General features: G+C 27.0%; 21 protein-coding genes. 4 read left to right on the forward strand and 17 right to left on the reverse strand.

Annotation, left to right across the window (positions count from 1 at the left end; genetic code table 11):
* Positions 1-766: 766 nt before the first annotated feature.
* Both I1A51_RS12330 and I1A51_RS12335 read left to right on the forward strand, forming a co-directional pair.
* Entirely contained in the window at positions 767-1963 is a 1197-nt protein-coding gene (locus I1A51_RS12330; RefSeq protein WP_196894329.1) for a S8 family serine peptidase, read from the forward strand.
* A 123-nt stretch (positions 1964-2086) separates the two neighbouring features.
* On the forward strand, positions 2087-3139 hold the full coding sequence (locus tag I1A51_RS12335; protein ID WP_196894331.1) for a hypothetical protein: 1053 nt from the start codon (positions 2087-2089) through the stop codon (positions 3137-3139).
* 40 nt (positions 3140-3179) lie between these two features.
* Here I1A51_RS12335 and I1A51_RS12340 read toward each other — a convergent pair whose 3' ends face one another.
* The 9 genes from I1A51_RS12340 to I1A51_RS12380 form a co-directional block, all read right to left on the reverse strand.
* Positions 3180-4016 (reverse strand): ATP-grasp domain-containing protein, encoded by an 837-nt coding sequence (locus I1A51_RS12340; RefSeq protein WP_196894333.1) that lies wholly within the window; start codon positions 4014-4016, stop codon positions 3180-3182.
* Positions 4013-4549, reverse strand: a complete 537-nt coding sequence (locus I1A51_RS12345; RefSeq protein WP_196894335.1) for an AAA family ATPase — start codon at positions 4547-4549, stop codon at positions 4013-4015. Before I1A51_RS12345 ends, I1A51_RS12340 begins: the two co-directional genes overlap by 4 nt.
* Positions 4550-4584: 35 nt before the next feature.
* Positions 4585-5490 (reverse strand): aminoglycoside phosphotransferase family protein, encoded by a 906-nt coding sequence (locus tag I1A51_RS12350; protein WP_196894336.1) that lies wholly within the window; start codon positions 5488-5490, stop codon positions 4585-4587.
* A 3-nt stretch (positions 5491-5493) separates the two neighbouring features.
* Positions 5494-6216, reverse strand: coding sequence for a class I SAM-dependent methyltransferase (locus tag I1A51_RS12355; RefSeq protein WP_196894338.1), 723 nt, complete (start codon positions 6214-6216; stop codon positions 5494-5496).
* A gap of 148 nt (positions 6217-6364) precedes the next feature.
* Positions 6365-6982 carry a zinc ribbon domain-containing protein gene (locus tag I1A51_RS12360; protein ID WP_196894340.1) on the reverse strand — a complete coding sequence of 206 codons (618 nt, stop codon included), beginning with the start codon at positions 6980-6982 and terminating at the stop codon, positions 6365-6367.
* Positions 6983-7238: 256 nt separating this feature from the next.
* On the reverse strand, positions 7239-7670 hold the full coding sequence (locus I1A51_RS12365) for a hypothetical protein (RefSeq protein ID WP_196894342.1): 432 nt from the start codon (positions 7668-7670) through the stop codon (positions 7239-7241).
* A 106-nt stretch (positions 7671-7776) separates the two neighbouring features.
* Complete coding sequence (locus tag I1A51_RS12370; RefSeq protein WP_196894343.1) at positions 7777-9492, reverse strand: hypothetical protein; 1716 nt, start codon at positions 9490-9492, stop codon at positions 7777-7779.
* A gap of 176 nt (positions 9493-9668) precedes the next feature.
* Complete coding sequence (locus tag I1A51_RS12375) at positions 9669-10373, reverse strand: LytR/AlgR family response regulator transcription factor (protein WP_196894345.1); 705 nt, start codon at positions 10371-10373, stop codon at positions 9669-9671.
* The gene (locus tag I1A51_RS12380) at positions 10370-11437 is read right to left on the reverse strand and encodes a sensor histidine kinase (protein WP_196894347.1); all 1068 of its coding nucleotides are present in this window, start codon (positions 11435-11437) and stop codon (positions 10370-10372) included. The genes I1A51_RS12375 and I1A51_RS12380 overlap by 4 nt, the downstream gene beginning before the upstream one ends.
* A 222-nt stretch (positions 11438-11659) precedes the next feature.
* Here I1A51_RS12380 and I1A51_RS12385 point away from each other — a divergent pair, with 222 nt between their 5' ends.
* Positions 11660-13831 (forward strand): DUF5916 domain-containing protein, encoded by a 2172-nt coding sequence (locus tag I1A51_RS12385; RefSeq protein ID WP_196894349.1) that lies wholly within the window; start codon positions 11660-11662, stop codon positions 13829-13831.
* 157 nt (positions 13832-13988) lie between these two features.
* Here I1A51_RS12385 and I1A51_RS12390 read toward each other — a convergent pair whose 3' ends face one another.
* The 8 genes from I1A51_RS12390 to I1A51_RS12425 form a co-directional block, all read right to left on the reverse strand.
* Positions 13989-14903, reverse strand: a complete 915-nt coding sequence (locus I1A51_RS12390) for a hypothetical protein (protein WP_196894351.1) — start codon at positions 14901-14903, stop codon at positions 13989-13991.
* 65 nt (positions 14904-14968) lie between these two features.
* Positions 14969-15472, reverse strand: coding sequence for a toxin-antitoxin system YwqK family antitoxin (locus tag I1A51_RS12395; protein ID WP_196894353.1), 504 nt, complete (start codon positions 15470-15472; stop codon positions 14969-14971).
* 1 nt (position 15473) lies between these two features.
* Positions 15474-15977 (reverse strand): hypothetical protein, encoded by a 504-nt coding sequence (locus tag I1A51_RS12400; protein ID WP_196894355.1) that lies wholly within the window; start codon positions 15975-15977, stop codon positions 15474-15476.
* Positions 15978-16011: 34 nt separating this feature from the next.
* A complete protein-coding gene (locus tag I1A51_RS12405) occupies positions 16012-17289 on the reverse strand; it encodes an APC family permease (RefSeq protein ID WP_196894357.1) in 1278 nt (425 codons plus the stop codon).
* A 116-nt stretch (positions 17290-17405) separates the two neighbouring features.
* Positions 17406-17891 (reverse strand): hypothetical protein, encoded by a 486-nt coding sequence (locus I1A51_RS12410; RefSeq protein WP_196894359.1) that lies wholly within the window; start codon positions 17889-17891, stop codon positions 17406-17408.
* A 65-nt stretch (positions 17892-17956) separates the two neighbouring features.
* Positions 17957-18355, reverse strand: a complete 399-nt coding sequence (locus I1A51_RS12415) for a hypothetical protein (RefSeq protein WP_196894361.1) — start codon at positions 18353-18355, stop codon at positions 17957-17959.
* 105 nt (positions 18356-18460) lie between these two features.
* Positions 18461-21595, reverse strand: coding sequence for a BspA family leucine-rich repeat surface protein (locus tag I1A51_RS12420; protein WP_196894362.1), 3135 nt, complete (start codon positions 21593-21595; stop codon positions 18461-18463).
* A gap of 315 nt (positions 21596-21910) precedes the next feature.
* Complete coding sequence (locus I1A51_RS12425) at positions 21911-22534, reverse strand: hypothetical protein (RefSeq protein WP_196894363.1); 624 nt, start codon at positions 22532-22534, stop codon at positions 21911-21913.
* A 305-nt stretch (positions 22535-22839) separates the two neighbouring features.
* Between I1A51_RS12425 and fumC the strand changes: the two genes are divergently transcribed.
* Positions 22840-24237: a class II fumarate hydratase gene (gene fumC, locus I1A51_RS12430; RefSeq protein ID WP_196894364.1), complete on the forward strand. Its 1398-nt coding sequence runs from the start codon at positions 22840-22842 to the stop codon at positions 24235-24237.
* The last annotated feature ends 24 nt before the right edge of the window (positions 24238-24261 follow it).

Consider the following 24261-nt stretch of genomic DNA (forward strand, 5'->3'; position numbering starts at 1 on the left):
AATGGCTGTATCTTTAATTTCTTTACACATTGATTATCATTTATATAAAGAGTATTTTTTATGTGAAAAATTTCTTAACAAAGCTCTTTTTTAGGTTATCTTAAATTTAAAAAAAATAATTGAATTAAGCTTATTAAAATTTAGTTTATATAAAAATAATTAAAAATAATGCAACTTATAATCAGTAAGTTCTTAATTACAACTTTAAAACAAAACAAATAACAACCTGTATGTCAGATTATTATATTAACATTTCCTTTAAAATATTCAAACAATAAAAAAACATTACAAAAATTTTAAAACCTAAATTTTCTCTGATTTTGAAATTTTACAAAAAAATCGCAACTATCAGATTATCAAACATTCTTACTTTTAAACAGACAAAATCATCTTTTTTTAAAACTAAAAAAATAGAAGATTTCAACACTAAATTTTAATATTTTTTCACTTTTTTAAACCTTTTGAATTAGCGTTTTTCTTTTAGGTTAATTTCCATCAATCTATCATTGTTAACACTAATTATTCGTCTAATTCTCATTTTTTTAGTCTAAAAAAACATTAAAAACGGATTAAATAACTTCTCAAAACGCAATTTTTCACCAAAGATTAACAAATACTTTCAAATTTCATTAACTAATTCACCATCAATTTTCTAGTAACTTGGCTTAACAAAATCTATTATGTCTGGCTATTCAAAATGAAGCATTAATTATTAAAATTTAAACCAATGATATATAATTACTTTCATTTAAAAATAGTTGAAATCATGAAAAAAAAGCTAATTCAATCAAGTATTCAATCTATTGGATACATGATGCTAGTCGTATTATTCTTTGCTTCTTGTGCAAACGATGATTCGGTAAGTCAAGCTAGTGGTAGAGATCAAGAATTTGCCGCTCCACCTTCTAGCCCAATTGCAGGTGAATACATTATTACATTAAATGAATCACCTTCATTTAGAACAACAGATTATGCATATTCCACAACAAACGACATGTTGAGAAGTGAATATGTTTCTACTTTTTCAATTGCGGATGAAGATATTATTCATACGTATGGTTACGCGATGAATGGTTTTGCAGCCAAATTAACGAAAGAACAATACGATCAATTAAGACAAGATCCAAGAATTGCTTCTATTTCTCAAAACGAATTAATTCAATTTATCAATCCTATTAAATCTGTTAATCCAACCACAACAGCACAAGAAGAACCTTGGGGTGTGCAAAGAGTTGGTGGTTTTGGTGACGGAACGGGAAAAACTGCTTGGGTAATTGATACTGGAATTGATTTTACACATCCTGATTTAAATGTAAATCGAGAAAAAAGTGTCAGCTTTGTTGCTGGAACTGATGGAAATGATGACAATGGACACGGAACACATGTTGCTGGAACCATTGCAGCAAAAAATAATGGACAAGGAGTTGTTGGTGTTGCAGCAAACGCTGAAGTGGTTGCTGTAAAAGTACTAAACTTTTTTGGTTCAGGATCTTGGGCTGATGTTATTGCTGGTATTGATTATGTTGCAGCAAATGGTAAAGAAGGAGATGCTGCAAACATGAGTTTGGGTGGATTCGCAAATGATGAAATTGATCAAGCTGTCCAAAATGCTGCTTCAAAAGGAATCTATTTTGCTTTAGCTGCTGGTAATGACGGACAAAATGCAGAAGATTATTCTCCTGCTCGTGCAGAAGGTGAAAATATTTTTACAGTTTCTGCGGTCGATTCAAATGATGAATTAGCTTATTTTTCAAATTATGGTGATGTTGTAGAATTTGCTGCTCCAGGTGTAGATATTTATTCTACATATATGGGTGGAAGATATGAAACTTTAAGTGGAACATCCATGGCTTCTCCTCATGTTTGTGGTTTACTTCTTTTAAATGATGGAAGAGTAAATTCAGATGGTGAAGCACAAAAATATCCTGATGGATTTACACCTGATCCAATTGCTCACCGTTAAATCAATTTAACTTTATAATATTTACAAAGCCAATTCTATAGAGTTGGCTTTTGTTCTTTTTTTTAAAACAATCTCTCTTTACTAGCTTTCACAATATACTTTTAATCTAAAAGAATATTTATCATGAAAAAGTTAGTAATCTTATGCCTTTTATTCTTCTTTTCTTGTATTAAAGAAGAAAGTATAGAAACTGAAAAAGTTGAAGCAATCTCCAATAATTGGAAAGTAAATTATATTTCTGAAGTAGTATTTTCTTCTGCTAAATCTTTCGATCCTAGTCAAAGACCAACAATTGCAATGAATGCAAAAGGTCAAATTATCTCCGTGCATCAATCCAATGGAATACTTAATAAACTTTATTATAATAATGGAATTTTAAACTCAAATAATGAAAATATTTTTTGGGGAAGTTCTCATGGATATGACAGCGGACAATGGCCAATTGTTGCTATGAATGATAATGGAGTTGTAGTTGAAATTCATGAAACTTCTAATGTAATGAATGATTTTATATGGTATCATGTTGGTATTTGGAATGAAAATAAGATGGAATTTGGTTCTAGTCATAAATTATATAAAGATGATCTTTATTCACAAGGAGCAAAACCAAGCATTACAATTAATAATAACAATCAAGTAATTGTCATTTATGAAAGTTATGGTTCCACTCCAGTTTCTATACATTATAATATTGGAACTGTAAATCTAGCAACCAAAGAAATTGATTGGGTACAAGGAAAAGGAATTGAGGCAATTTCTAATCAAACCCACAATCCACATTTTCCAAAAGTTACTATGAATAATTCTGGAGATGTTTTATTGGTTTGGTATAAAAATGAAAATAATGAAGAAAAAACATATTATATCACTGGAAAACAAAATGGTTTGAGTTTAGTTTGGAATCAAGCTAAAGTTTATGGAAATGGTTCGTATCCAAATACAACTTTGAATGATGATGGTTCAGTAATTGAAATTCATAATGTTGGAAATGCTATTTGTTTTACAAATGGATATTTAGAAAAAAATGAATTGATTTTAAATAATTCATGGAAAAAACTCACAGATATAAATGGAAATACTGGAAAAGTTCCTTCTGTTACAAGCAATTCTCAAAATGCTTTAGCTGTTTTCAGCAATGGTAATTCAAATTGTGCAATTGGAACATTTATAGAATAATTGAAAATGAGGGATCCAACTCCCTCTTTTCTTTTTCTTATTAAAATTTATCTTTGTTTTCTTCAATTTTTCGTTTTAAAACAGCAGCTAATTCATATTTTAATTCATCATTAAAACCTGATAATCCTGGAATATCATTATATTCTACTACATGAAGTTTTCCAGTTTCATCTTCTAAAATATCAATTGCTAAAATGTTAGCACTAATCGATTTTTGCAAAGTTTTTAATTTTAAAACGATTTCTTTTTCAGGAATAATTTCTTCAAAATCTGTTGTTTCTACATTTGCTTTCCAAAATTTCCCTCTTCTTGACATTGCCCAAATTTTATCATGAATTGCAATATATCTAATGTCTCTTTTATAATTTATAAAAGGTTCGACAGAAATATAATTTTCAGTAACAAAAAGTAAATCCTTGATATCTTGCCATTTTTCTTCTGTTTCTACAAGAACTTTTCCAAATCCACCATGATAATTTCCAACTTTTATAACAAAAGGAAAATCAATTTTGATATTTTTTAAATGTGTAGATTTTGTAACTACATTAAAATCTATCACAGGAAAACCTTGTTTTTTTAACATAGAAAGCATTGACAATCGATCAAATCCAATTTTTAAAGTTTCAGGTGAATTCACACACGGAATTTTAGAAATTTCAATCAAACTCATCGCTGTAGTTTGCAAATCAGTTGGTTTTATTGCTCCTATTCTCCATAAAATTCCATCAGGTTTTACAACACTTTCTGAATCTGCCACATATAAATTTCCATTTTTTAAAATCCAAGAAGTATCTTGAATCGATTTTTGAACAACTTCACATTCTGGAAAAAAATCTTGCCAATATTTTTCTCCATTTACAATTAATATCTTTTTCATCTCTCCATCCTAGCAATTACTTTTTCAATTCTCTCTTTATTTGTAAAATCTCCATCAATTTCTAAAGTAATACAGTTTAAAGTTTTCAGCCAATTTTTATGTTGAGTTATACTTCGTCCATCAAAATTTTCATCATCATATTTTGCAGCCCATTCCAAAAATTTATTAAATTTTTCTTGAGCTTGTACATCTTGTTTCCATTTTTCTCCATACATTTTTTCTTCTCTTTTCCTTAACCTTTCTAATCTTATTTCCTGCGGAATTTTAAGGAAAATAGCTAAATCAAATGCTGTTTGCCAATAAGAATTCCAAGTAACTAAAGAACCACTAATTATGACATTTTCTGACTTTAAAAAATCTTTTAAAAGTTTCTGATTTCTTTCTTCAAATGTTTCTTTTTCTTGAAAAGGTGGATTTGTTTTTTTCCAATAATAATCATCCGCATCTAAATGATTCCAACCTAATTTTTCTGCTAATGACTTTCCTAATGTTGTTGTTCCAGAACCTGAAGCTCCAAAAATTATAATTTTCAATGTTATTTTTATTTTTAAATATTTTTAAATAAAATTCAAGCCCAAATTGGTTTTAACAAATTAAAATTATCATGATCTTTTAAAATCATTTTAATTTTACTTTCTAATTCCTCAATTAAATCTGGATGAAATTTCACATACCAAACAATTGTTGCAAAAATACTCATCGCCATATAAACTGAATATTTTTGCCAAAATTTCATTGGTATTTCATTGTTTTTAAAATATCCATCCAATTGACCTTTTGCAAAATCAATACTAATTTCTTTACTAAACCATCCTAATTTCACAAAATCATGTACAAAATCTCCTGAATCTATTCTATTAAAATCTATAACACCAGCGTATTTCCCATTTTCAGAAATTAAATTTCCCACATGAAAATCATCATGTAATAAACAATTTTTTTCTGCCTCTAAACAAATAAGATTTTTGTTTATAAATTCTTCAATTATTTTTTCTTCTGAAAATGAATAATTTATCTTTTTATATTCAGAAATATAAGAGAAATGCTTTTTCGCTTTTCGTTCTTTCCAATCATTTTTTTCAAAAGAAAACTCATGAATTCTCTTTAAATCTTTTCCAGCTTCAAAACCATTTTCATATTGCAATTCTTTGGAATATTCCTTTAAACAAAATTGTAAATCCACACCTTCTATAAAAGAAAATAAGGTAAAACAATTCATTTTTTCACCTTCCTGAAAAGTATCTATTAAAATAGGTTTGTTACATTTTACCTCATTCTTGTAAAGAAATTGCATAATCTCAAATTCTCTTTTTCTATTTGCAAAGTTTTTGAAATCACTGATTCTTAATAAATATGTTTTATCTGAAATAAACAGTTTATATTTTACATCTTGAGAAAAACCTTTATGAATTTGTTCAAAAGTAAAATCAACTTTTAAAATAGATTTCAATCTTAAAATTAAATCTGTATTCATTTTTTATTTTTCTAAAACCAAATAAATCATCCTATTTAAACTTTCTTTTATTTTGACAGAAAAACCAATAGTTTCAATTAATTCAATTACATTTTCAGGAATTAATCTTAGTTTTTCATAAGAACTAACTTTTTGAATCCAATTTCCGTTTATTTTTTCATGCAATAAATCTGTCACTAAAATTTTCTTTTCAAAATAATCAATCACACAAGTTAAAATTTTCGTTTCATCACTTTTCACTGGAATAAATCTATCTGTATTTTTCAATGGAATAGAATAATCTCGGAAACTCAAAATTAATTTTCCATTTTTAGATAAAATTTGATAACATGATTGAATGAAATTCTCTAATTCTTCCTCACTTTCTAAATGTGAAATAGTATCTCCACAACAAGAAATTAATTCTACAGAATTTTCATCAAATTGTTTTAAATTCCTTATATCATCTTGAATGATTTTTATTGGTAAATTTTCTTTATTTTCTTCTAATTCTCCTAATAATTTTCGATTAAAATCAACTGCAACAACATCAAATCCAATTTCAGCCAAAGCAACAGATTGAATTCCATTTCCAGCTCCTAAATCAATTGCATTTTTTAAGTTTTTTGGTAAGATTTCATGTTTTAAGCAAAAGTTTTTAAAAGCATCTTTTTGTTGCTTAAAATCTCCCAACATCCAAGAATAAAATCCTGCAAGATGTGTATCATAATGTTTTTTAATTGACATATTCAGTTTGATTTTTATTAGATTTCAATTTTACAAAAAATGCTACTTTTCAAAAACTATTCTTTAAATTTTTATTTGTTTTTTTAATAAAAAAGCACATTGAAATTAAATTCCAACATGCTTTAAAACTCTATAAATATTGATAATCCTAATTTCTTTCTATTGCTATAATTTGATTTTCTTCATGCATGAATTCAATCTCTTCTTTAGAAAAGCTATATATATCATTGGAATAATTTTCAGATTTTTCAATCTCGTAAATTCCACTAATTTTATTTGTGATGTAAAGATTCAAATTCACAAAAACGCTATCTTTTTTGACATTCACAACTTTCATTGTAGAATATCCATCTTCTAACTCAGGTTTATATTCATAAATATCTCCTATTTCTGGACTTTCAATATATAATTTCTCTAAAGCTTCCGTTTCAGAACTCGCATAATTTGCATAAGCAATTAACCCTAAAATCAAAGTTAATCCTGCAAACTGCCATTTTGGTCCTTTTGCATTTGCTCTCACATTATCATATTCTATCTCATAAGGATCAGGTAAACCTCCATCATCTAAATCAAAATCATAATTACATTTTTGACATTGAGCATAACCAGATTTAAAAAATGGAAATAAAGGAATCCAAAAAACATGTGCGTGTTTTCTATAAATATTAATTTCAATAAAACCTTTTGATTCACAACTTGGACAAGTCAAATTCTCTTTAAGTTCTGTATGTAGATGCACAGCTCTTGCCCCAAAAATAATTAGCATAACTTTTTCTTTTTTAACCTAATTCAAAGTAAACTATAGCAAAATTTCACTCTGAATTTTATTTAATTTCTTCTTCAATTTTTAATATCTCATCCCATAGCATTGAATGAGATTGCAAATATATAAGAATCTAATTTAAAATTCCTAATAATTTTACAAATTCATCGAAAAACTCCAAAAATCAATTAAAAATCATTCTTTTTCATCAATTATTAGACTATTTTTATTTAAATTTAATTGATTTCGATTAATAATTTTAATTAACTGTGGGAATATTGACAAAATAGAACTTATAGATAAAATCATAAGAAACGCTTCCTTTATATAAGTTTCTAATACCATCAATACAATTTTCACATTGAATCACCTTTAAATTTGCTTCTATTGCTGAAATTAAAAACAGTGAAATACTAAAAATCAATATTTGTAAAATCTTATTTTTTATAATTACATTTTTCTTTTCTTGGAATCCAAAAAACAGAAAAAATAAAAAGGCTATTCCAAAAGAAAAATAAAAATACAATCTACCAAATATATAAAAATATTTTCCTGTAAATCGAATTCTATTATTTGTGGTAAAAACGAACATATCTTGAATTAATTCGAGAAAAAAAGATTCTAAATATAAGGCAGCAATTATAAAACCAACAATAAAAATAAAAGTTCCTAATAATAGTTTTTTAATCATAATTTTAATTTCTAAAGCATTTTTTTAACAACTTAACTAAGAATTTTGAATGAATTTAAAATTTTTCATCAATTAAAAATCCATTCAAAATTCATTTTATAATTAGTTATTTTCGATGAAAATTAACTTGTAATTTTTCTTCAATAATACTAAAATTTATATAAACATCTTCTAAATTTTTCCATTCAAAGTTTGAAGTTTCAAAATCCGAAAGATTTGGTGCAGAAAAAATAATATACGGTTTGTCATATTCGAATTCTCCTCCTTCTTCTGGAAAAGAAAAATACATTTTTTCAGAGTTTAAAATCAATTCTTCTTTTAATGTCAAATTAGTCAAATATTTTCCTGTTTGAAGAATAATTATTCCATTAATTATTTCTAATTTTTGAATTGTAATTCCACTATTATGATCATTTATTTTCAAAATTCCATTTTCAAAAAGATGAATATCAGCATTTCCTCCTTCAGAATCATCTTCAAAAATAATCTTTCCTCCACTTTTTCCTCCTAAAGCAACAAGTTTTGCATTTGCAGCTGTTGAAAAACCAGAAAATTTAGTAAATCCTCCATTTAAATTGGCTTCTTTTCCTCCTAAATTATAGATTGTTGCATTTGCGGCAGTTGGAACTTTCTCAAATTCCCCATCATTATATACTGTAAATTCTGTATAACCAGCAGCACAATTTTCATCTATCGATGGATGATTCCAAATTTCTGCATTTCCTGCTGTTGGGAAATTTGTTGTTGGCGGAGAAATTGAAAAAATTGTATGTCCAGCTGATGTACTTTCTTCTAAAACACTTCCATAATTATGAATTATTCCTCTAGCAGCTGTCGGACAACCATGAATTGCACTAAATTCAATATGTCCGCCTCCACCATGAAATTTTTCCGAAGCTCCATAATTATGATAGATTCCATTTCCTGCTGAAGAACCTCCTTTTGTTACTTTCGGAGGGTTATTATTAAAACTCATTACACCTCCATGAGCATCCGAAACTTGCGCTGGAAAATTATGAAACTGACCATTTCCTCCATTAGAATTTCCATCAAAAACTGTGTCACCTCCATTTGCTTCTGAAAAAGTTCCACCATAATTTAAATAAACTCCATTCGCTGCATTTGCAGTGTCATAAAATTGCGTATTTCCACCATCTCCTTGATAAACTGTTCCTCCAACATTTACAAAAGTCGCTCGTTCTGCATTTGATTTATCATGAAAAACCACATTTCCAAAAGTATCTCCATCTGTACCCAAAGTTCCATAAACTTTAAAATGTGCTGTTCCAGCTTTTGCTTCATCACAAAAACTTACTTCTCCTCCAACTGTGCTATTTTCTTTTGGTGGCGGAACTTCTCCAGTTTTTACCACAAATGAAGCTTCACCTGCTGTGGATTTATCAAAAAATCCAATAATTCCTCCGCCATAACCTTCTGTTAAAGAATTCGGACCTGCATAATAATTCATATCCACTCCACCAGCAGATGCTGAATTTTCAAATTTTAATTGTGGTTCTTTATAACTCACTCCTTTGGATGCAATAATAAAGTATTGGTTATTTTTAGAATTATTTACAACACCTCCACTTATTGTCAGAGCTGGAATTGTTGCATTATTGTCAATTTTAAAAGTAAAAGTTGCTGCATCTTCTGTAAATTCGATTGTATTAATTTTTGCATCACTTGTTGGAGAAAAAGTGATTTCTGTTTCATCAGAAGTAGAAAAAATTGCTTCTTTAGTTGGTTCTATAGCTGGCTCCCAATTTTTTGCTGAATTCCATTCATCAGTTGCTGGTTTGGCATTCCATTTTGACTTGCTCATTTGTGCTTTTATTTAAAAGTTTATAAACTGTTTTTGTTTAATAATAATTTCATTTTCCATCTAAATAATATTTTTAAAAATCTAAAAATCAGTTATTTAAATTTAAATGAATTTCTATAATTAAAAAATACATTAATCTTTATAAATAAATTATACACATAAATGCAATGAGATTATCAAACTAAAACAGCAGTAAGATTGGCTCGAAAATTCTCACCTATTGGAATTTCAATTTTACCAATTTCAACATCATTTTTAGTAAAAGCAGTAATTTTATCCTTGTTAATAATATAAGAACGATGCATTCTTATAAAACGATTATCTAATTTTTTCTCAAAAGAAGAAATACTATGTTTTGTTATATGAGATTCTTTTTCTGTGTGAATTTTAATATAATCTTTCAAACTTTCCACATATAAAATCGACTCAAAATAAACCTTTACATGTTTTCTATCTTTTCTTATATAAATATGGTTTTCTTTTTCATTGTTTTCAGAAATTGTAACTGGTGTTGGTACAATTTCTTTTTTTATTTTTCTAAATTTCTCGATTCCTCTAAAAAATCGTTGAAAAGTAATTGGTTTTAAAATATAATCTACAGCATTTAAATCAAAACCTTCAATTGCATAATCTCGATACGCAGTTGTAAAAATCACTTCTGGTTTATTCAGTAAATTTTTGAAAAAATCTGTTCCTTTTAAAACTGGCATTTCAATATCTAAAAACAATAAATCAATATTTTTTTCTTGCAATATTTTACTCGCCTCAATTGCACTTGCACAAGAAGCAACCAATTCGAAATCGTCCAATTGTGACAAATGTGTTTCCATCAATTCTCTTGCTAAAGCTTCATCGTCAATTATCAAACATTTGTATTTCATTTTTCTTCTAATTTTAAATTGACTTTAAACACACTTTCTTTTTCTTCAATTTGTAAATCAAAGGCATCAGGATATAATAATTCCAATTGTTTTTTTACATTTTTCAAACCAATTCTTTCTTTCGTTGAAGCAACTTTATTTGTAGGAATTGAATTTGTAATTTGAAAACAAATAAATGAATTTTCTAAATATATTTTTATCTCAATTTCTGCTTCTTTTAACTCTTGTGAAACACCATGTTTAAAAGCATTTTCGATAAAAGTTAACAAAATTAAAGGTGCAATTTTCACTTCTTTTTCAAATCGTTTATGAAATTGTATTTTCACTCTATTTCCATAACGAACTTTTTCCAAAGCAAGATAATTTTCAATCAATTCAACTTCTTTAAAAAGCGAAACAAATTTTTCATTACAACCATACAACATATAATCCAACATTTCTGAAAGTTTTGCAATCACTTCTGGAGCTTGATCCGATTTTTTGATGGATAAAGCGTATAAATTATTTAAAGTATTAAATAAAAAATGCGGATTTAATTGTTGTTTTAAAGTGGTTAATTCGGCTGTTTTCTTTTGTTCGTTTAATTTTAAATATTTCTGTTGGTCTTTATAAAATTTAATCATTAACAACAAAAGTGCAGGTGTTGCAAATTTTATGGATTTTCCTATAAAAGTTCGAGTTCTCGTTATATAAAACCAAAAACTTTTTACAGATTTATATTCCGTTTCATTTCCTTTCAATTTCCAATATTTTGGTTGAAAATAAAACTCATGAACAGTTACAAAAGTAAAATATGCCAACATTAACATTAGAATAACTCCAATTGTAAAAAGAAAATATTTTTTGGGAATTAAAAATTTCGGAACTAGAATTAAAAGTAAAGAATATGCAAACATTATTTGCATCAAAATGATGATAATTCTTGTTTCAAATACTTCTTGTAATCCTGTAAAATATTTCATTTCTACAGTAAAAAAAAAATATGCTATAATTCCAATCCAAAACAAAATATGTTTTACGATTGTAATTTGGAAAAAAGCAGATATTTTATGGATACTATTCATTTTTGCGCTAAAATACAATTTTAAAACAGATCGAAAATAAAAGTAGCTGAAACCTAAAATTTGGAAGTCAAAAAGTATTTTTCTGTATACAAAAACGGTATTTTCTATAAATCATTTTCTATCGTTCTAAACTTCTGATTTATCTACTTTTTCAAAAATCAATTCTTGCTTCTGCTACTTTTATCCGCCAACAAATAAGTCTAACTATTGAATCTGTAGAAAATGAAAAAAATCGTTCTGTTTTTAATTCTAATTTTTGGAATTAATCTTATTCAGGCACAAAATGGAAAAATTGCTTTTAAAGAAACTTCCATTCAATTGGATGGAAAATTAAATGAATCTGTTTGGGAAACACTTCCAATGGAAAGTAATTTCTTTAATTATATTCCAAATAGTGGAGAAAATGCGCAAAATAACACCCAAGTAAAATTATTTCATAATGGAAAATTTCTTTATATCAGTGCAATTTACCAGGATCCGAATCCAGAAGTTCAAATTGGTTCTTTAAAACGTGATGACATTAGAAATTCTGGAGGAAATAGTGATTCTTTTGCAGTTGTAATTGACACGTATAATCAACAACAAGCTGGATATTTTTTTATTGTAAATATGGGAGATGCTTTGGTGGATGCTTTGGTTGCAAGAAGAGGAAATGGGTTTCGAGTGAATACTAATTGGAATTCCACTTGGAATGCAAAAACTTCAGTAAATGGAAATTCAAAAGTTTATGAAATTGAAATTCCTTTAAAAACTTTAGGTTATAAAACAGAAAATCCAAATTGGGGAATTATGTTTCACACCAGAAATATCAAATTAAATGAATGGACAACAAGCACAAAAATTGATAGAAATTATTCGCAATTCGATTTGCGATTTGCAAAAGTTTTTGAGATGGAAAATTTGGTAGAAAACAAATCTTCACGTTTTGTTGTTACACCTTCACTTACTTTAAATCATCAGGAAGATTTAGCAAATGAAACAAAAGAATCTACTTTAAAACCAAGTGTTGATGTACAATATAATTTGAATTCTTCTTTAAAATTGGATGCGACAATAAATCCAGATTTTTCGCAAGTTGATGTAGATCGACAAGTAACAAATTTGAGTCGTTTTTCTATCTTTTTTCCAGAAAGAAGAAATTTCTTTTTAGAAAACAGTGATTTATTTAATAACCTTGGAATTTATGATGTAAATCCTTTTTATTCAAGAAAAATTGGAGCAGAAACTGATATGTTATTTGGTTTAAAACTTTCTGGAAATATTGCAGAAAAAACTCGAATTGGAATTTTAAATGCTTCCACAAAAGAAGAAGATGACATTCCTGCACAAAATTATACGGTTTTAGTTGGGCAACAACAATTATCAAATTCTTTTAGAGCGACAGGTTTTTTAATTAATCGCCAAGAAATGGATGGATTTTCATTTGCGGATGATTATAATAGAGTTGGTGGATTAAATCTAAATTATAATTCAAAAAATAATCGATGGACAGGTTTGATCAATCTTGCACAAAGTTTTACAAAAAATATTTCTGGAGATAATAATTTTTACAATCTAGGAATTTGGTATAATAGTTTAAAAGTTTCTTGGCGTGCTGCTGTTCGAAAAGTAGAGAAAAATTATATCACAGATGTTGGGTTTGTTCCGAGATTATATAATTATGATGCAATTACAGAAACAACAATTCGAGATGGATATACACAAGCAAGTACAAGATTTGGATTAACACGTTTTCCAAAAAATTCTAAAATTATAGACAACCATCGCTATTTTAATATTTCAAATAATACTTATTGGGATGAAAAAGGAATTCTAACACAAAGTTCTACGAATTTTAATAATGATATTTATTTTAAAGATTTATCAAACCTTTATGGTGGTGCTAGTTTACATCATATTAATTTACAATATGCATTTGATCCGTTAAGAAATGGAAATTTTATCACGCCAGAAGTTTATAATTTTTATCGAATGAGTTTAGGATTTGATTCTACTAGAAAAAAGAAATTTCAATACGGAGGAAATGTACAACTTGGAACGTATTATAGCGGAAAAAGAACTCGTTTTATTTTATATTCTGAATATCAATTATTACCTCTTGCTCGCTTACAAGTTAGATACGAACAAAATGATATCGATTTAAATGAGTTAGGAAAAGACACATTTCATTTAGCTCGATTTATTGGTGAAATATTCTTTACAAATCGCTTGAATTGGACAACTTATGTACAATATAACACACAATTTGACAATTTCAATGTCAACAGTCGATTACAATGGGAATATCGTCCGCTTTCATATGTGTATTTGGTTGTTTCTGACAATTATGATGAAAATATTTATCGAAAAAATTGGGGAGTTGCTTTTAAAGTAAATTATAGGTTAGATATTTAATTTGTTTTCATTAATTATTTAAACAGTAAAAATCGAAGTAAAAATTTACTTCGATTTTTTATTTTTTTAAAGTTAATGCTGAATATCAACCTTTGAATTATTTTTTTTCATGATAAGAAAACGAACAAAAAAAGTGAGATTCTATTTTAATACTAGATTAAATATAAGAAACATATTCAAGGATTGTTTGAAAAATAGTTTCATTAATTTCTGAAACACTTTTTTTCTTTATTTTCTTTTTTGATTTTAACTTAATCTCTATAAACTTTACAGATTCAATCAATTCTTGATCTTTCTTAAAATACTCTATCTTTTGTATAATTCCATTTTTATCATAAGAAATGGTTGTTTTATACATAGAATTTTCCAATTCTACAACTTGCTTTTTTTCATTAAATGATTTTATTTCTTTTTTAGGTGGAACTTTTCCTATAGTATGCATGTTATAATACAATCCAATTCTTTTATTTTCTTCATAAGAATATCGCCATTCCCAATTCTTTTTTCCTTTTTTAAAATTTTGCCATAACATCAATCTTCCTTCTTCATCATATTCCATCTTTGTATAATTCTTGTCGTCTTTTTTTCGACCTTGAAATTCTCCTTTTTCATTTATCCAATATTTTAAATTTCTAAAAAGAGAATCTGATTTTACAAAATAGGATTTTTCAGAGATGATATGTTTTTTTGACTTGTCCTGTTCATATTTTACATAAAAATTATATTCTAAATTTTCTTCTTTATCTGTTTCCCAAATTTCTCTTCTTTTTCTATTACCATTTTTATAATATTCTAAAAGATGCATTTGTCGCAAAAGATGTAAATCATTTTTATAATATTTTCCATACAACAAAACCTTTAAAGCCTGACCTGAAGAATTCAAAGTCATTTTTAAAAAAGGCAAATTTTCTTTATTAGAAATTTTCTTTGTTGGTTCACTATAAATATCATAGTAATAATCATGTCTAATAAGTTGGATTTCTATTTCTCCATCGTATTTTTTTTGGTCTTGTGCAAATAATTGTAAACTAAAAGTAAATAGAAATAGTATGAAAGTAGATTTTATTTTCATTTTTTATATTAATCGTTTCTTCGTTGTAAACATAGCTTTTTTTGTGTAATCTTACGATGTAAAAATCAATCTATTTGAATTCTTTTTGGTTCCATATCTCCATCTCCATAATCTTCAATTAAAATTAAATTACCATTTTTACCATATTTTTTCCAAATACCTATAGATTTTCCAAATTTGAAACTCCCTTCTACTCTAATTCGTCCATCTTTATAATAATAAGTCGCCTTACCATGATATTTATCGTTAATTTTTTGTGGCAATTCTCCCATTACTTGTCCATTTTCAAAATATTCACGAACATAAATAGCTTTTCCATCTTTTTCTTGAATAATTCTTAGAATGTTGTCATGAGCATCTTTAAAAATTCTAGTTTCTAGATTTTCTTTCTTATTTATATATTTGATTTCTTCTTTTTTAATATTAAAAAAAGTGTCACTTTCTCTCTTAATTTCTTCAAGCAATTCTTTATCCAATTTTATAACTTCGATTTTAGATACTTCTTTATTTTCACAAGAAATCAGCAAAAATAACATACCAAAAACAGCTAAAATTTCTTCTTTTTTCATTTTATTTTACTCTTTTATATTCATGAATTTTTTCATATCTATACCCATAATAAACTCCTCCCATTAAAAAAAAACTTTTATTCAGGTCATTAAGGATTAATTTTTTTTCTTTATCTAAAGTAAGCCTAACTTTTTTCACATCAAATCCTCCAATTAGAAAAGGAATTCCAGTTAATTTAAAATTCTTATTTTTTAAATAAAGAAATCCATTTTTTTTAAGTTTATATTTTAACACTTGTGATTTCACTATTGTATTTTCATCTAAAAAATTTAATTTAATTTTTTTATGATTTAATATTTTAATTTCGAAATTCAACTCTTTTTTAGCATCAAGATTAGGATGTTTAATTCTATTTATTTTTTCATCAATAGCATCTGTATAAAAAGTTCCATTTAAATTTTCAATATTATTTTCAGTTAATTTTAAATGCGAATCGTATTCTTCTTTAAAAATTCCACAACTTAAAAATAGGAAAGGTAAAAGAATTATAATCAATTTTTTCATCACTTTTAATTTTCAATTTCATCAAATATATATTTTATTCTGAATAAAACCATTTTTTATAAATCCATTCTAAAACAAAACAAATTCCGATGATTGACAAAACCACAATTACTCCAGTTTTATTTGTTTTTAATTGTTGGTTAATCAAAATAAATAAAGCTGCTAAGCATAAAATAAAACCTAAAAAAGAAATCACTCGATTTCCATTAAATTCTGCATATTTTCGGAAACAAACATAATTTACCATTGCAAAAATCAATAAAAAACCTGTGCTTCCAGCAGTTGAAATACTTTCGATATCTAAAAAATTCGTAATAATTAATGTTGCAATCGTAGTAATCATTAAACCAATTGGTTGTTTCCATAATGTTTTCGTGAATTGCTTTGGAAGTTCATCTTCTTCAGCAATTTCATAACTAACACGACTACTTCCATAAAGAGAAACGTTTATTGCAGAAAAAGTAGAAATTAAAGCTGCAATCGTAATGGCAATAAATCCAGCTTTTCCTAAAGTTGGTCTAGCTGCTTCAGCCAAAACATAATCTTTTGCATTTTCTATAGCTTCAAACGGTAAAGAACCAACTGTAACTGTAGCAATAATTACATAAATCAAAATGACTAAAATCACAGAATAATAATATGCTTTTGGAATATTTTTCTTTGGATTTTTAATATCTGGAGCTGCATTTGCGATTAATTCAAAACCTTCATAAGCAACAAAAATTACCATTCCTCCAGCAATTAATTTTAATGGAGATTCCCAATGAGAAACATAAAGTTGCATTTCACTTGGACTGCTGAATAATCCATAAATTCCAATAACGACAAATAAAAGTAAAATAATAAGTTTGATAACAACGGCAAAAGATTCAATTTCACTAACAACTTTTATACTATAATAATTGATAAATGTTGCTAATGCGATTATAAAGCTTGCATAAATATGAAAATCGATATTTCGGTCAACAAATAAAAAAAGATTTGGAGCATAAGAACCAAAAGCAGACGCATAAAGAGAAATCATAATTATATAACTTATCCACAAAAGATTGTTGATTCCTCCACTAAAAACAGATTTTCCGAAACCTTCATAAATAAATTTTACCGTTCCTCCTCGACTAGGATAACGTATGGAAAGTTTGACATACGAATAGGAAGTGATTAATGCAATAATTCCTGCAAAGAAAAAAGCAATTGGCGTTCCTCCTTCTGCCAAATGTACTGCCAAACCTAAAACAGCGAAAATTCCTCCGCCAACCATTCCACCAATTCCGATGGAAATTGCTTCGCCTAATCCTATTTTTTTATTCACTTAAAATTGTTTTAAAACTTTCACAATCTTGAAGTTAAACATTTATAAGACAATAAAAAAGCATATAAAAATTGAATTTCTATATGCTTTTTTTATGCTTATTCACTTGAATTCTATTATTTTACTAATTCTGTATTTAAGTTATTTAAATATGTTTTAAGTATTTTAGCCCAAAAAGAAGAAGTGATTCGACTGCTATATGTTTTCTTTTCTATTCTATCATAGACATAGAATTTTCTTACTTTATAAAGATATTCTCTAGATCTATCCATGGCATTTACATCAAATTTATAACCAGCAGATTTTTTACTATAATCAAAAACATATCTGAATTTATTTTCATCTTTATATTTTTCATTTGTCAAGTCATCTTTGGTAATTATTTTATATTTACCTGAATAATATTTTTTAAGATATTTTTTCAAATAATTTCCATAACTACCATCATAAGTTACACATAATAAAGTTGCATTATAATCTTTAAAATCTATTGGAATTGCGCCTTTTTCAACTGTTAATTTTGATTCAAAAACAGCAGACATACAACTTGTCATTAACACACAAATACTTAATAATAAAAAGATTTTCTTTAAATATTTCATTCTTAATTTAATTAATTTATAGTTTGTTTATATTTAATTTTGGGAGGCAAACTTACAAATCAATTTTAAACAAAACTTCTCTTTTTCATTTTATCTTTTATACAAATAATACAGAAAATAATTGCTAAAGAAAGAAATGAAGAAACAGAAACTGCTGCTAAAATATTTTTTAAAAATGGTTCATTAAATATATTGATTATCGGTAAATCTCCCATAGTAATCCACATCACGATTTCATAAAACAAAAAAGCAAAAATCAGAGCAATTCTTTTATTTTTTACACTTTTTAATTTCTTTCTAAAAATCAAAACAAGAATAAATTCAATTACAAAAATCCCAATTAATACATAACTCATAATAATTGGCAATAATCTTATCAAAAAAATATTTATTGTAGTATTTGTTACCCAAATCATGATAAAAAGAAAAGTTAGAATTGGATAAAGAATTGAATAGATAATCATCGTTTTTTATTTCATTTTAAAATGATTAAATCTAAAAAGAAATATATGTTTAAAACTAAAAATCACATAGAAAAACTCTATGTGATTTAAATTTAAATAACCTTATTATTCTTTAATCCACTTTTTTGAATAAACTCCTTTTTTAGTCGTGATTTGAATAAAATAAATTCCTGAATTCAAATTAGAAACATCAATAATATTTTGATTATGATTAAATTTAGAAATGATCATACCTTTATTATCAATGATTGATAGTTTTTCTATGTTTACATTTTTATCAAATTCAATCTTCAAAATATTATTAACTGGATTTGGAAATATTTTAAATTCTTCATTTAAAAATTCCGAAACACTTAATAATTCAACCACTTTTGTTTGTACTGTATTTGTAACTATAGGAAGGTTAAAATCAAAATAAATATTTGCAGTTCCTAAAATAATATCTCCTAAATCTAAATCATTTTTTGGTTTGATTTTAAAAGCAATATATCCATGGCTTTCTGGTTCATTTACAATTTCAGCAGCTAAATCAATATTATTAAAAATAAATTCTACTTCATTTCCATTAATTTGTACTGAATAATCATGACTTGCACTAATTGGAATTAAAGTTTGAATATCTAATTTTTCATCTAAAACATCTAAAATTCTAACATTGATTGCACTTGCTGTTCCTGTATTTTGAAATCTAACAATATAATCTAAATATTCTCCTACTTCATCTAAATTGATTTCTTCACCTTGCATTACTCGCTTGTCATTTGGATCGTAAGAATTAACAACAACTTGATCTAATTTATAGCCGTTATCTTCTGGGTTTTCATCATTTTCAACTGGAGTTGAATTTGCATTAAAACTCAAAATATCATCACCGTTAACGGTTGGAGGGGTAAAAACTTCCATTTGAATTTCAATAATTTTAGATTCTAATGGATTCATAGTTCCAATTTCATAAGTTAATGAACTTTCTGAAGCATTATTTTCAATTGGATCAGAACTTACAAAGCTTATTTTTTCAATATCGTAATTGAAATTTGTAATTACATTTTCAATGATTTCTGTTCCTATATTTTGAACAATTAATTGATATTTTGCTGTAAACCCAGGGCGAGCTTCAGTCAAAGCGATAATAGAAGTTTTTAAATCTTTTACAGATTGATTTGCTGTAATACAAAAATCAATATTTTCAGCAGGATTTGATTCATTTAATGTTACAGAAGAAGTATTTTGTTCAATATTAAAATATCCAGAATTATCTAAGATATTGATATCAAAAGTTCCTTCAGAAACATTTAAATTATAAGTACCATTTATTGCTGTTGTTCCAAAAACAAAATTATTTTCATTAGCATTTACTTGTAAATTATTTACTGGAATATCATTTTCATCACATCCATTATCATTTATATCATAAATAACAGAACCTGTTATAGAATATAAATTACAGTTTTCTCCTAAACCACCATCAAAAATAGTCCAACCTTTTTCTTCTATTAAATATTGTCGCACAGATTCATTACAATATGAAACTTCTTTAGCATTCAAAATTCTATTCTCTAATTCTGAATTAGCTAAAGCTAATAAAAGTGCATCGTAATTATCTGTATCCATTGCAGTATAACCGATAAACGCGTCACCTAAACCACTTTCAAACCCTTCAATAACTGAATTAAAATCCCAATTAGAAATATCTTGATTAAAAGCTAAAGCAAATTTGAAAATTGCTTCCATATCCCACACATTAGATGTATCCCAATTATTTAAAGGTTGATTAAACACTTTTGCATGAGCAAACGCAGCATTCATTTTTAAAACATTTGAAACATCCCAATCATTTAGTGGTTGATTGAATGCTTTAGTACGAGAAAACATTCCCCCCATATATTTTAAATTTGAGACATTCCAGTTATTTATATTTTGGTTAAATACATCCGTTCCTGAAAACATCGAAGCCATATTTTTTACATTTGAAACATCCCAATTATCTAATGGTTGATTAAATACAGTTGCATAATAAAATGTCTTCTCCATATTTGTCACATTTGAAACATCCCAATTATTTAATGGTTGATTAAATACATTAGCAAAGTAAAAAAGTTCTTCCATATTTGTCACATTTGAAACATCCCAATTATCCAATGGTTGATTAAAAATAATTGCACTATTAAAAACATCTTTTAAACTAGTTATATTTGACGTATCCCAATTATTTATATTTTGATTAAAGCTATGTGCTGAATGAAACATTCCTTGAATATTTGTGACATTTGATGTATCCCAATTGTTTAATGGTTGATTAAATAATTTTGCTCCTTTAAACATTGAATGCATATCAATAACATTTGATGTATCCCAATTATTTAATGGTTGGTTAAATGCTCTTGCATTATGAAACATTGAACTCATATTTACTACATTTGAGACATCCCAATTATTCAATGGTTGATTAAAAGTACTTTCTATAGCAGCTGCATTAAAATTAAAAAACATAAAAGACATATTTGTCACATTCGAAACATCCCAGTTATTTATATTTTGATTAAAATAATAAGCAGAAAAAAACATTCCTGACATATTTACTACATTTGAGACATCCCAATTATCTAATGGTTGATTAAATTTATTTGCAGATTGAAACATTTTTTCCATGTTTGTCACATTTGAAACATCCCAATTATTTAATGGTTGATTAAATATCTTAGCAAAACGAAAAAGCCCTTCCATATCTGTCACATTTGAAACATCCCAATTATTTATATTTTGATTAAAGCTTTGTGCTGAACGAAACATTTCTGACATATTTGTTACTTGACTCAAATCAGGAGTATCAACTGCATTTATTACTAAATTTCTCAAACCTCCAAAAGCTCCTTCCATTGTAATCCATTGTGCAGTTCCCCATTGCTCAACAGATTTTACTTTCGATTTTAAATTTTCTATATCATCTGGATAATATGCTATATCATCATAATAAACTCTATTTATATTTCCACTGACAGTAATTGTATACACTCCAGGATTGGCATATGTATAATGAATAATTCCTGGTATTAAATTAGTATTTGATAATGTATTACCATCTCCCAAATCAACTGTAAAGTTTTCTCCTAAAAAAGGAAATATAACTCCTAAACCAGTTTCATCATCAACTTCATAAGTCATGATAAAATCATCCGAATTTTGACTAAATCCATTATAAAATAATAATGTTGCAATTAAAATTGTGTAAAGTTTTTTCATATCTATATTTATTTTTTGTTCTTTTCATAGTGTTTTACTTAAACCGTTTTAGTTTAAGACATTTATTTTTTATATAGCAATTAAATCTCATAGCAAGAGATTTACAAATATATAGAAATCAATCTATATCAAAATTAAATTCTTTAAAAAAAAGGAAATCTATCCATATTCAAGGTTACTCATTAAAAATTACCTCTACACTTTTTTCAAATAATATATCTAATTTTAAAATAAAGAATACAGCTTTGGAAATTTCTTTTTTCTTAAAACAAAAAAACTTGAATATTTATTAAGTATTCAAGTTTTCATTATTTTCTAATTTAAACGCTCATATTTTCGTTCATAACGTTTATATTCATGCTTTGTAATTCCATCTCCCTCATCTTCAAAACGAATGACATCAATCCAAGGACCTTTATAATCTTTTTGTAAAAAATTCGGAACGATAATCGCCAAAGTTTGCTTCGCTACACCACTTGCAGAAAAAGATTGCGCCCAGCTATGATCCATAAATTGATCAAAATCATCAGGTTCAATTAATTTAATATTTAAACACTTTACACCTCCTTCTAATTCTTCCACCTCAGCACTTAATTTCAATCCTTTCATTTTTTTAGAAACATGTGCAGCAATTTTCTTAGCAACTTCTGAAATCGGAGTTCCTTTCTTTATTTTTACAAAATCTTCTACAACATTCGTAAGAATAAATTCTCCTTTCACATAGTTTACACCATACAAAGGCAACAAAAATTCTTGTTCATTTCCTTCTTCAAATTCATAATGCACAATCTTATTTGGAGTTTCTTCTTCTTTTAAAGCAAGTTTCTTTTCCGTTTTTACAGGTTTTTCTTTTTGAATATTTTTTGTTTCTTCTTTACATCCTACAGAAAGAACGGATACTAATCCAACCGAAAGGAATAGATTTCTATATTTAAACATAAGTTTTAATTTGATTTTAGTTAATGCTTTTTCTTTGGTATTTTTTGATGTTTGCAACTAAAAATGAATAGAAGAAATAAATATTTGAATATTGTTTTCATGGCTATTTCAACTATAGTTTCTATTGAAAGTAAAAATAGAAAAACAATCTATTAAAATTTAAATGTTACTAATAGAAATAGACAAACAAATTTGCTTTGAACTGAAGTGCTAAAAATTCTACAATCTTTTATGTTAAAGACTTCATATTTCTTAAATTTGTGGGAATTTAAATTTTGACTAAAAAATTCTTAAAAACAGAATCCATGAAATATAGAATCGAAAAAGACACAATGGGTGAAGTTCAAGTGCCAGCTGATAAATATTGGGGAGCACAAACGGAACGTTCAAGAAATAATTTCAAAATCGGAGCGCCTGCTTCTATGCCTTTAGAAGTTGTTTACGGTTTTGCTTACTTAAAAAAAGCTGCTGCGCACGCAAATTTTGAATTAGGTGTTTTAGAAGAAGAAAAGAAAAACTTGATTTCTCAAGTTTGTGATGAAATCTTAGAAGGAAAACTTGATGATCAATTTCCATTAGTGATTTGGCAAACTGGTTCTGGTACACAAAGTAACATGAACACAAATGAAGTGATTGCTAATAGAGCGCAAGAAATTGCTGGAAGAGTAATCGGAGAAGGAGAAAAAGTAATTCAACCTAATGATGATGTAAATAAATCACAATCTTCAAACGATACTTTCCCAACAGGAATGCACATCGCTTGTTACAAGATGATTGTTGAAACTACAATACCAGGAATCGAGAAATTAAGAGATACATTACAAGCAAAATCAGAAGCTTTTAAAGATGTTGTAAAAATTGGTAGAACTCACTTAATGGATGCTACACCACTTACAATCGGACAAGAATTTTCTGGTTATGTTTCACAATTAAATCATGGATTAAAAGCATTAAAAAATACTTTAGCGCATTTATCAGAATTAGCTTTGGGTGGAACTGCTGTAGGAACAGGATTAAATACGCCAGCTGGATATGATGTTTTAGTTGCTGAAAAAATCGCTGAATTCACAGGATTACCATTTATTACTGCTGAAAATAAATTTGAAGCTTTAGCTGCACACGACGCAATCGTTGAATCACATGGTGCTTTAAAACAAATTGCTGTTTCTTTAAATAAAATAGCAAATGATATTCGTTTAATGGCTTCAGGACCAAGATCAGGAATTGGAGAGTTAATCATTCCTGCAAATGAGCCAGGTTCTTCTATTATGCCAGGAAAAGTAAATCCTACGCAAGCAGAAGCAATCACGATGGTTTGTGCGCAAGTAATGGGGAACGATGTTGCAATTACAGTTGGTGGAACTCAAGGACATTATGAACTAAATGTATTCAAACCAATGATGGCTGCTAATTTATTACAATCTGCTCGTTTAATTGGAGATGCTTGTGTTTCTTTCGAAGAGCATTGTGCAAACGGAATTGAGCCAAACTATCCAAGAATTAAAGAATTATTAAATAACTCTTTAATGTTAGTTACTGCTTTAAATACAAAAATTGGATATTATAAAGCTGCTGAAATCGCTAACACAGCACATAAAAACGGAACTACTTTAAAAGAAGAAGCAGTTCGTTTAGGATATGTAACTCCAGAACAATATGACGAATGGGTTCGTCCAGAAGATATGACAGGAAGTTTAAAATAGTTTCCTTTCAATGATACTAAAATT

The organism is Aureivirga marina, from assembly GCF_015767265.1.
Taxonomy (GTDB): domain Bacteria; phylum Bacteroidota; class Bacteroidia; order Flavobacteriales; family Flavobacteriaceae; genus Aureivirga; species Aureivirga marina.

Bases quoted from the DNA above. Each gene is read 5' to 3' on its own strand.
- I1A51_RS12390 (WP_196894351.1), bottom strand. From the start codon at position 14,903: ATGAAAATAAAATCTACTTTCATACTATTTCTATTTACTTTTAGTTTA.
- I1A51_RS12360 (WP_196894340.1), bottom strand. From the start codon at position 6,982: ATGCTAATTATTTTTGGGGCAAGAGCTGTGCATCTACATACAGAACTT.
- I1A51_RS12350 (WP_196894336.1), bottom strand. From the start codon at position 5,490: ATGAATACAGATTTAATTTTAAGATTGAAATCTATTTTAAAAGTTGAT.
- I1A51_RS12385 (WP_196894349.1), top strand. From the start codon at position 11,660: ATGAAAAAAATCGTTCTGTTTTTAATTCTAATTTTTGGAATTAATCTT.
- I1A51_RS12425 (WP_196894363.1), bottom strand. From the start codon at position 22,534: ATGTTTAAATATAGAAATCTATTCCTTTCGGTTGGATTAGTATCCGTT.
- I1A51_RS12420 (WP_196894362.1), bottom strand. From the start codon at position 21,595: ATGAAAAAACTTTACACAATTTTAATTGCAACATTATTATTTTATAAT.
- I1A51_RS12365 (WP_196894342.1), bottom strand. From the start codon at position 7,670: ATGATTAAAAAACTATTATTAGGAACTTTTATTTTTATTGTTGGTTTT.
- I1A51_RS12380 (WP_196894347.1), bottom strand. From the start codon at position 11,437: ATGAATAGTATCCATAAAATATCTGCTTTTTTCCAAATTACAATCGTA.
- I1A51_RS12375 (WP_196894345.1), bottom strand. From the start codon at position 10,373: ATGAAATACAAATGTTTGATAATTGACGATGAAGCTTTAGCAAGAGAA.
- I1A51_RS12415 (WP_196894361.1), bottom strand. From the start codon at position 18,355: ATGATTATCTATTCAATTCTTTATCCAATTCTAACTTTTCTTTTTATC.
- I1A51_RS12370 (WP_196894343.1), bottom strand. From the start codon at position 9,492: ATGAGCAAGTCAAAATGGAATGCCAAACCAGCAACTGATGAATGGAAT.
- fumC (WP_196894364.1), top strand. From the start codon at position 22,840: ATGAAATATAGAATCGAAAAAGACACAATGGGTGAAGTTCAAGTGCCA.
- I1A51_RS12410 (WP_196894359.1), bottom strand. From the start codon at position 17,891: ATGAAATATTTAAAGAAAATCTTTTTATTATTAAGTATTTGTGTGTTA.
- I1A51_RS12395 (WP_196894353.1), bottom strand. From the start codon at position 15,472: ATGAAAAAAGAAGAAATTTTAGCTGTTTTTGGTATGTTATTTTTGCTG.
- I1A51_RS12335 (WP_196894331.1), top strand. From the start codon at position 2,087: ATGAAAAAGTTAGTAATCTTATGCCTTTTATTCTTCTTTTCTTGTATT.
- I1A51_RS12330 (WP_196894329.1), top strand. From the start codon at position 767: ATGAAAAAAAAGCTAATTCAATCAAGTATTCAATCTATTGGATACATG.
- I1A51_RS12400 (WP_196894355.1), bottom strand. From the start codon at position 15,977: ATGAAAAAATTGATTATAATTCTTTTACCTTTCCTATTTTTAAGTTGT.
- I1A51_RS12340 (WP_196894333.1), bottom strand. From the start codon at position 4,016: ATGAAAAAGATATTAATTGTAAATGGAGAAAAATATTGGCAAGATTTT.
- I1A51_RS12355 (WP_196894338.1), bottom strand. From the start codon at position 6,216: ATGTCAATTAAAAAACATTATGATACACATCTTGCAGGATTTTATTCT.